The 9,113-nt window shown below is 48.4% G+C and carries 7 protein-coding genes; 5 read left to right on the top strand and 2 right to left on the bottom strand.

The features are described 5' to 3' along the window. Positions 1-163 precede the first annotated feature (163 nt). A complete protein-coding gene (locus tag QN379_RS22585) occupies positions 164-1,261 on the bottom strand; it encodes a sigma-54 dependent transcriptional regulator (protein WP_323507677.1) in 1,098 nt (365 codons plus the stop codon). A 562-nt stretch (positions 1,262-1,823) separates the two neighbouring features. On the opposite strand from QN379_RS22585, the gene QN379_RS22580 reads away from it, so the two are divergent. From QN379_RS22580 to QN379_RS22565, 4 genes are all read left to right on the top strand, one after another. Further along, positions 1,824-2,312, top strand: coding sequence for a MarR family transcriptional regulator (locus QN379_RS22580; protein WP_322238413.1), 489 nt, complete (start codon positions 1,824-1,826; stop codon positions 2,310-2,312). A gap of 95 nt (positions 2,313-2,407) precedes the next feature. Further along, complete coding sequence (locus QN379_RS22575; RefSeq protein WP_322238411.1) at positions 2,408-3,961, top strand: efflux transporter outer membrane subunit; 1,554 nt, start codon at positions 2,408-2,410, stop codon at positions 3,959-3,961. Next, complete coding sequence (locus QN379_RS22570) at positions 3,958-5,205, top strand: HlyD family secretion protein (protein WP_323507676.1); 1,248 nt, start codon at positions 3,958-3,960, stop codon at positions 5,203-5,205. The genes QN379_RS22575 and QN379_RS22570 overlap by 4 nt, the downstream gene beginning before the upstream one ends. Before the next feature lie 105 nt (positions 5,206-5,310). Further along, positions 5,311-6,879 carry a DHA2 family efflux MFS transporter permease subunit gene (locus QN379_RS22565; RefSeq protein ID WP_322238407.1) on the top strand — a complete coding sequence of 523 codons (1,569 nt, stop codon included), beginning with the start codon at positions 5,311-5,313 and terminating at the stop codon, positions 6,877-6,879. A 226-nt stretch (positions 6,880-7,105) separates the two neighbouring features. Here QN379_RS22565 and QN379_RS22560 read toward each other — a convergent pair whose 3' ends face one another. After that, a complete protein-coding gene (locus QN379_RS22560) occupies positions 7,106-8,143 on the bottom strand; it encodes an aldo/keto reductase (protein WP_323507675.1) in 1,038 nt (345 codons plus the stop codon). A gap of 498 nt (positions 8,144-8,641) precedes the next feature. On the opposite strand from QN379_RS22560, the gene QN379_RS22555 reads away from it, so the two are divergent. Further along, positions 8,642-9,097, top strand: a complete 456-nt coding sequence (locus QN379_RS22555; RefSeq protein WP_323507674.1) for a tautomerase family protein — start codon at positions 8,642-8,644, stop codon at positions 9,095-9,097. The last annotated feature ends 16 nt before the right edge of the window (positions 9,098-9,113 follow it).

Here is a 9,113-nt window from a genome sequence, read left to right as displayed (position 1 = left end):
CTTCGCGCTTTGCTTCATTCGTGGCGCTCGCGGCTTCGGCACTTTGGTTGAAATAAATGTCAACACACCCTAACTAATTTTTTATTTATATCAGACAGCCATGGCAACAATGCAATCGCGCAATGTTTCACCGTTACAGATATTTGACCGAGTTTACTAGTACTTAACCGATTAAACCAAATCGTTTCAAATGGGTTCTAAGCATGTTGCGAGTAACCCCTAAGACCTTTGCGGTTTGTACCTGATTTTGATTACAACCTGCAAAAGCGGTATGAACCACCGCTTTCTCGACGGTTTCGAAGAGATTAGGTTGCGCAAATTGGATGCACTCTGCAATTAAGGCTTCTAGTCGATGTTGCATCTTTGTCGCGGAGCCATTAATCGATTGATCTCTCTGTGGTGAGGAAGTAGGCGTAAATTCGGCCGTATCATGTGACTCGAAGTTGGGAGAGCGCTGCATGTTACCGGCAAGCTTTAAATCATCCTTGATGATCACATTTCCATCACAGACGATAAGTGCGTAATGGATTACGTTTTCTAACTCACGAATATTGCCCGGCCAGTCATAAGCTTCAAGCATCTTTTGTGCAACAACACTTAAGGTTACCCCCTCCAAGTGCAGTCTTGTACTGTAGGTCTCAATGAAGTGGCGTGCCAGCGGTAAGATGTCACCGGATCTGGCACGAAGCGACAACATATTTACCGTCGCGACGCTAAGACGATAATATAAGTCAGCACGAAATCTGTTGTGGAATATTGCCTGTTGCAAGTCGACGTTGGTGGCCGCAACCAATCGCACGTCTAGCGGAATCGGGCGTCGCGAACCTAGTCTGACGACCTGACGTTCCTGCAGCACGCGTAATAACTTCACCTGCAAAGAAGCCGGTAACTCTCCAATTTCATCAAGAAATAAAGTCCCTCCGTTGGCGGCTTCAAACCATCCTGAACGGGCATGAGTAGCGCCCGTAAATGCGCCAACTTCATGACCGAACAATTCCGCGTCCACCAACGTTTCACAGAACGCGCCGCAATTTACTGCAATAAAAGGGCCAGTACGGCCACTTTGGACATGGATGTGTCTGGCAATTAATTCTTTACCGGTGCCTGTGTCGCCGGTAACTAATACAGTCGCATCGCTTAACGCGATCCGCTCAACCTGTTTTAACAATGCCGTGGAGCGTGGATCGTGGAACAGCATGGCTTTAGCGCGTGCTGAAGGAGGTGCAGCTAATTGCTCAGGAAAAGTCAGAAGTTTATTCAAAACATGTTCCACCGAACCGTCAATTTTTAAGATTAACAGTAATGTTACCTAGAAGGAACGTTTGATTTATAAATAATTTATATGATTTTTAGCTTGATCATTTCATCAACAACTATCGGTTTTTTGTTCTGATAGTTTTCTATTTGAAACTCTTTTGTTGATGTATCGAGACGGACCACATTTGCCCAAGATGGTGCGTACTCATGCCCTGGATTTGTTGGGCTTATTTGTATCACATGCATCCTATGCATACGTGAGCCCCCTATTTTGGTGCGCGTGGAGATGGCATTTGGAATAAAAAACCAAGCTTCTCCGCCCCAAAAAAATTTATGAAAAACAACACTTCGTTGTTATCTACCGTCGATTTATATGGAGGATGCCCTCTATTTTGTGAGGATAAAAAACAACGTTTAAGACCTAGGCTATCTTAATATGCCATCTTAATCAGGACTATTAACACCAAACACACTTATACAACTGGTTTTTGACGATAGCAACTGGCTGCGTGTTTCCTTAAACTCCTGTATATTCTTGCCTAGGCAATGATTATTAAAGAAACTAAGTGACCAATCCGGCTGAAATTTCACCCCTTTTCGCAATCGATACGTATCAAATCGAAGATAGCATCGGCTACTTATTAGCGCGCTCGCGCACTATGCTGATGAAAAGCTCAGACGATTTATTAAGCAAATTTGGCATAACACACGCGCAGGGAGCCATTTTATTAATGCTTTCCACCGGGAAGTATTTAACAGCCGCAGACTTAACCAGAGAAACGTACACCGATGCGGCTTCGATGAAGCGGATGATTGATAGGTTGGCGTCGCGTGGGCTGATCCTGCGTGAGCCATGCCCGCAAGATCGGCGTTTAGTAAAGTTGGGGCTTACCGATGACGGTGCAGAACTGGCAAAAAAGATACCGTCGGTTTTTTGTGATGTACTAAATCAACATTTTGTTGGATTTACCCCAGAAGAGATCGGTTTTTTAAAGTCCCTATTGCGACGTGTGCTGGCAAATAACCCACAAAATCCAGCCGTGAAAATTCATTGACCAGACAACAAAAAATTAATCCGGCAATTATTGCCTACGTGACATCTTCTCTAAAAATGCCATCATCAACGAATGCAGCTAAACAAATCATTCCAATGAACACTCTTCCTAATTCTTTTCGACCCGCATTATCCTCCATGCGCCTGCAGCGCCTCGCTATCTCTGTGACCGCTATCCTTTTGTCGGCTTGTGCCAATATGAGCGGTATTCAAACAAGTGCTCACTCCAATACCGCGGCCGACTATGCCACTGCGACATCGCTTCCAGACCAAGGTGGCCAATGGCCTGACGCTTCGTGGGTAACGAGTATTGGCGGCGCTCCGCTACAACAACTCACTGATGAAGCTTTGGCCGGTAACCCAGATCTGCAAGTCGCAGCAGCCCGTGTCGCAGCGGCACACGCAATGGTTGAAGCAGCGGGTGCAAGTTCCAAGCCACAGGTTGGAGCCAGCTTTTCATCCACGCGCCAACGATTCACTGAAAACAGCATCTATCCACCACCATTTGGTGGCGCGTACGTAACGGATAATGAATTGGCGCTGAACTTTTCGTATGATCTTGACTTTTGGGATAAACATGGCGCGGAATTGCGGTCTGCGCTGTCTCAAAGTAAAGCAGCAGAGGCTGAACATTATGCTTCGCGTCTCATGCTGACCACCGCAGTCGCCAAGGCATGGATTCAATTGGCAAGACAATATGCGCAGCTGGATTTAACCAATCAACAATTAGCTTTACGCGATCAGTTAGACCGTTTGACGCAACAACGTTTTGCTGCCGGCCTTGATACGCAAAGCGACAATCAACAAAGTCGCTTACAAGTAGCCAATTTACTCTCCGAACACGCTCAATGGAATGAAGCCATTGCCTTGACCCGCAACCAATTGGCGGCGCTGCTCGGGCAAGGACCAGACCGTGGTTTGCTGATTCCCCAACCATCACTGCCAGCAGAAACAGCTATCACTCTGCCCGACCAGTTGCCAATGGGATTACTCGGGCGACGCGCTGATATTGTGGCTGCACGCTGGCAAGTCGAAGCCGCTCAAAGCGATATTAAAGTGGCAAAAACTGAGTTCTATCCAAACGTCAATTTATCGGCGATGATCGGACTTTCAAGTTTGGGCTGGACCAACTTTTTAAGCAAAAGTAGTATGGTCAATGGAATCGGTCCCGCTATTCACTTGCCAATATTTGAAGGCGGCGCGTTGCGTGCTCAGTTGAAAGGCCGTGTTGCCGCTTACGACGGTGCCGTTGCAACCTATAACAAAGCCCTCACCGATGCACTGCACGAAGTCTCGGATCAGGTACAGTCGTTGCGGGCAGCTGAGATTGAAAAAAATAATCAGGCCGCAGCAACTCAGGCTGCTGAGCGTGGCATGAAGCTCGCGCAGCAACGCCAGCAAGTTGGTACTGCCAACATGCTCCAAGTTGTAGCCACGCAAATCACCTATCTCTCACAGCGCAAATTCGAGCTCGATACGCTTGCCCGTCGCGCTGATTTGAGGATAGGTCTGATCAAGTCATTAGGTGGTGGTTTTGATGCCAACACTGAAGGGCTGTCCCCAGCGGCGATCAGCACTACCGATGCAAAAAAAACCAGCAGCAATAATCCATTGTCAAACCGTCCACCTCTTGTGAATGCAGCGTCATGAATACACCTAATCAAACTCCGCAAGACTCTAACAATGCTGCACCTCCCGCCAGTGCTGGCGTGCCTGACGTCGAACAGCCAATTGAGACCAAAGGCAAGCGCCGTGGACTTCTCATCGCTTTTACCGTCCTTCTTTTGATTTTATTGATTGCGTATGGCATTTGGTGGGTGATCTTTGCTCGTCACTTCGAAAGTACCGACGACGCGTATGTCTCAGGAAACGTAGTGCAGGTCACGCCTCAGGTTAGCGGTACTGTCATTGCGATCAATGCCGACGACACCGAATTGGTCACTGCGGGCGTACCTCTCATCAAATTGGATCAAGCGGATGCCAAAGTTGCACTCGACCAATCGGAAGCCCAACTGGCACAAACTGTGCGCGAAGTACGTACATTGTTTGTCAATAACAGCGCCTTGAACGCAAACGTCACAGCACGTCGTGCGGACGTTGAAAAAGCACGCGCTGATTTGGCCCGCCGTCAGCAATTAATCGCCACAGGTGCTGTATCCAAGGAAGAGTTGGAGCATGCAAAAGTTGCCGTTCAAGCTGCCGATGCGGCACTATTAGCGACCAGCGAACAGCTCGCATCCAATCGCGTACTGACTGACAAGACAACAGTGGCGCAACATCCAAATGTGCTGCACGCTGCAGCTCAGGTGCGCACCATGTACCTGAACTTCTCACGGACAACATTGCCGGCGCCAATCACCGGCTACATTGCGAAACGTTCAGTACAAGTCGGCCAGCGTGTAGCCGCCGGAACGACGTTGTTATCAATTGTGCCGCTGAATGCATTATGGGTAGATGCCAATTTTAAGGAAGTGCAAATCGCGAATATGCGCATCGGTCAACCGGTGACATTAGTGTCCGATTTGTACGGCTCGAAGATCGAATATCACGGAACAGTTTTAGGCCTTGCAGCCGGAACAGGTTCTGCCTTCGCACTGTTACCAGCACAAAATGCCAGTGGCAACTGGATCAAAATCGTACAGCGTATTCCGGTGCGCATCACCCTCGATCCAAAAGATCTGGAATCCCATCCACTACGGATCGGCGTCTCAATGGATGTGAAGGTCGATATCGCTAAAACCGAAGGAACTTCATTGACTGCAGGCTCCGCAGCCAGGACTGTGCCTGCTTACAAAACCGAAGTATTCGACAAATCTGGCCAGGAAGCCGATGCGATTATTAGCGATATTATCGCCGCCAATAACGCACCGAATCCTGCCGTTGCTGCACATTGAAACCTGTGACATCTGGCGCCATGCAAATTTCTAATATCTTTAAGCGCATCACTTTTCAGAAAATTCATGGCGTATTTTGTACAATAACCGAACCGGAATGCATGCATGAGTTCCCCTAACCGACCACATCAGCCGTTGCAACCCTTGCAACCGTTAACGGGTGGAAAACTGGTTCTTGGCACGGTAGCCTTGTCGCTAGCCGTGTTCATGAACGTACTCGACTCGTCGATTGCAAACGTCTCTATCCCTGCTATCTCGGGAGATTTGGGCGTCTCCCCGCAACAAGGGACATGGGTTATCACTTCGTTCGCGGTTGCGAATGCAATTTCGGTTCCGCTGACCGGCTGGTTGACCCAGCGCTTTGGTCAGGTCCGATTATTTATCACCTCAATTATCCTGTTTATCCTGTCATCAACGCTGTGCGGGCTCGCGCCAAGCATGGAAGTGTTGATTGCAGCACGGGTTTTGCAGGGCGCTGTTGCTGGACCAATGATTCCGTTATCCCAATCGCTATTACTAGGGAGTTATAAGCCCTCAAAAAGCGGAATGGCCCTGGCGTTCTGGGGGATGACGACGCTTGTAGCGCCCATCATGGGGCCGCTGTTAGGCGGCTGGATTTCCGACAATTACACTTGGCCATGGATTTTTTATATCAACATTCCAATCGGTGTATTTGCCGCTTGGGCAACATGGTCTATCTATAAAACACGTGAATCTGCGACCCGCAAGCTACCTATTGATGCGGTCGGTCTAGGGCTTCTTGTAGTCTGGGTGGGATCGCTACAAATCATGCTGGATAAAGGCAAGGAGCTGGATTGGTTCAACTCCGGACAAATTGTGATTCTGACTGCGGTAGCGGTAGTCTCCTTCATCTATTTTGTGATTTGGGAACTAGGCAGTAAGCATCCAGTCGTTGACTTATCGCTATTCAAAAGTCGCAACTTCAGCGGCGGCGTGATCGCAATCTCAGTCGGTTATGGCCTGTTCTTTGGTAGCTTGGTGATTCTGCCGCTATGGTTGCAAACGCAGCTTGGATATACCGCCACACTGGCGGGTGAAGTCATGGCACCCGTAGGTATTTTTGCGATCATATTGTCCCCGTTGATTGGTAAATTATTACCTAAAATTGATGCACGTTGGGTGGCGTCTGCAGCGTTCCTGATCTTCGCGTTAGTGTTCTTTATGCGCGCAGGATTTACACAGAATGTTGATACCATGCGGCTAATGATTCCCACGGTGATTCAGGGTGCTGCGATGGCAATGTTCTTTATCCCTTTGACGTCGATTATCTTGTCAGGTCAACCGCCTGACAAAATTCCAGCGGCTGCGGGTCTGTCAAACTTTGTTCGAATCATGTTTGGTGGGATTGGAACGTCGGTCACTAGTACTTTTTGGGATCGCCGTACAGCGCTGCACTATTCACAATTATCGGAACATAGTGGACCAACAAATGCGGCCTTTGTAGATGCTGTCCACGGCCTGACCGCGCAAGGAATGTCTCCGCAAGGTGCATATGCTGTTATCGACAGATTGATGACAGTTGAAGCCAGCACAAAAGGTGCTACAGACATTTTTTGGATATCAGCGATCTTGTTTTTATTTTTAGTAGCGCTAGTGTGGTTAACCAAGCCTATACGGTCAACTGGACCTATTGATGCAGGCGGCGCTCATTAGACCTCGATAGAAGAGCTGCGTTTCTGAGTAGTGAAATCTTTACTACGACAAATATAAAAAATGGATGAAGCGTATAAAAATACACATCATCCATTTTTTTATAATGACGTTACCTCAAGTGTATCTAGCAAATTGCATCAGAAATAGTTTCGAACTAAAACCCCAGGACATCACGCTACTTCAATAACGTTTTGCATGAGTAAATCCTGATCGCCCAACACGACGATCAAATAAGATTTTTGCTCAAGCGTTCGTTCAGCATAGGGAACTCACGTTGGTGCCATACTGGATATACTGGTGCCACATCACTGGCAAGATCCAGCAAGGCGACTTGTTCGACACTTAACTGCCAGCCAGTAGCGCCGATATTCTCAATCAGCTGTTTCTCGTCACGCGCGCCGATGATGACACTGGACACGGTCTCTCTTTGTAGTAGCCAGTTCAGCGCTATCTGTGGAATTGTCTTGCCGGACTCTTCGGCGATGGTATCGAGCGCATCAACGATACGAAAAAGCCGCTCCTCTTCGAAATGTGGCCCCGTCCCGGCAATGTCGTGCGCACGAGTGCCAGGCTTGGCAGGTTGATTGCGGCGTATTTTGCCGGTCAGTTTCCCCCAACCCAATGGGCTCCAAATCAGCGCACCGACCCCTTGATCCACGCCCAGCGGCATTAGCTCCCACTCATAGTCACGATTGAGCAGTGAGTAATAAACCTGATGCGCAACGTGCCGCGGATAGCCATAGCGCTCAGACACTGCGAGAGATTTCATCAGGTGCCAGCCAGAAAAATTCGATCCACCGATATAGCGTACCTTGCCCGATCGGACTAGCTGATCCAAGGTTGCCATGGTCTCTTCTACTGGCGTATTGTTATCTTGACCGTGTAACTGAAGAAGATCGATGTGATCCGTACCGAGGCGTTTCAATGAATTCTCGACCGCTTCGACCAGATGCTGACGCGACGAACCGAAATCGTTTGCTCCATCACCCACCGGAAAGGTGGCCTTGGTTGAAATGAGCAAACGACTACGCTTACCCTTAATCGCTTCGCCCAATATCTGTTCGGACATACCATCTGAATATACGTCGGCGGTATCAAACATCGATACCCCGTGCTCCAGGCAAACGTCGATCAGGCGCGCCGCGCCGCTCGTATCCGTACTTCCCCATGCTTTAAAAAAATCATTGCTGCCACCAAAGGTTGCGGTGCCAAAGCTAAGTGCAGGCACACGCAGGCCTGATTTACCGAGTCGTCGATGTTCCATGTTGTTTTCCAATGTTCAAAATATACGGATTTATTTTATGATCAAAACAGACCATTTACCGCTAAGATTGCGGGTATGCGGCGATGTATTCGCCTTAGGAAAATATATCTTGTGTAACATCTTTGAATTGTAGCATCCTAGGAAAAATGATGAATTCGACGGCAACTGAATCGTTCTGCCACGGGGCAATCAGCACAGGCGGCGTTCGCCCTACGAAGTGATAGTTGTTCAGCTCTCGCAACAGCGAACTGATCTTGGAAAATTGCTCACCAAAACGAGGCTTGTGTGGAACCGGCGACACAATGTTACCCGAACCTTCTAATTGCTTTGACGATCTTATTGTGCCTCACATTTGACTTCCATTCCCTATAGCAACCAACTTATAAGGCCTGACCTATACTACGTTGTTGCCACACTGTCAGAGTCATCAATCATGGCTATTAGCGCTAAATACGATCTCATTATCCCGCAACATATATTTCTCAAAGGAGACGCATCATGCCAACCTATCAGGTCTATACATCCCATCATTGCCTCACCGTTCCCGTAAAAGCCAGCGTCGCCCGAGCAATCACCCGTGCCCACAGCGAAGTGACGGGAGCAGACAATTTCTTTGCACAAGTGATGTTCACTGAAAAAGCTGCGGAGGACTACTATCTTGGTGGCCGTCCGTTACAAGCCAATCATCTGTTCGTTCATGGCGTCATACGAGCTCGCAGCCTCGAGCTCAAAAAAGTACTTATAGAAAAATTGGTGAGCGAAATAGCCAATGCGGCGTCATTACATCAGCGATACATCTGGGTCTATTTATCAGATTTGCCACCAGATATGATGGTGGAGTTTGGTCATGTGCTTCCGCAGCCGGGGGAAGAAGCCGCATGGGCCAATATGCTCACGGTCGAGGACCGAGAATATATGCATAGTACAGACTATCTTGGACAGGATAACCCTTGATCAAAGATCACCAAGT

It is taken from the genome of Glaciimonas sp. Gout2, from assembly GCF_035018905.1.
Taxonomy (GTDB): domain Bacteria; phylum Pseudomonadota; class Gammaproteobacteria; order Burkholderiales; family Burkholderiaceae_D; genus Glaciimonas.
This window is presented reverse-complemented; position numbering and strand designations above follow the sequence as displayed.

Excerpts from the sequence above, each read along its gene's own strand:
- QN379_RS22575 (WP_322238411.1), top strand. The coding sequence starts at position 2,408 with ATGAACACTCTTCCTAATTCTTTTCGACCCGCATTATCCTCCATGCGC.
- QN379_RS22570 (WP_323507676.1), top strand. The coding sequence starts at position 3,958 with ATGAATACACCTAATCAAACTCCGCAAGACTCTAACAATGCTGCACCT.
- QN379_RS22565 (WP_322238407.1), top strand. The coding sequence starts at position 5,311 with ATGAGTTCCCCTAACCGACCACATCAGCCGTTGCAACCCTTGCAACCG.
- QN379_RS22560 (WP_323507675.1), bottom strand. The coding sequence starts at position 8,143 with ATGGAACATCGACGACTCGGTAAATCAGGCCTGCGTGTGCCTGCACTT.
- QN379_RS22555 (WP_323507674.1), top strand. The coding sequence starts at position 8,642 with ATGCCAACCTATCAGGTCTATACATCCCATCATTGCCTCACCGTTCCC.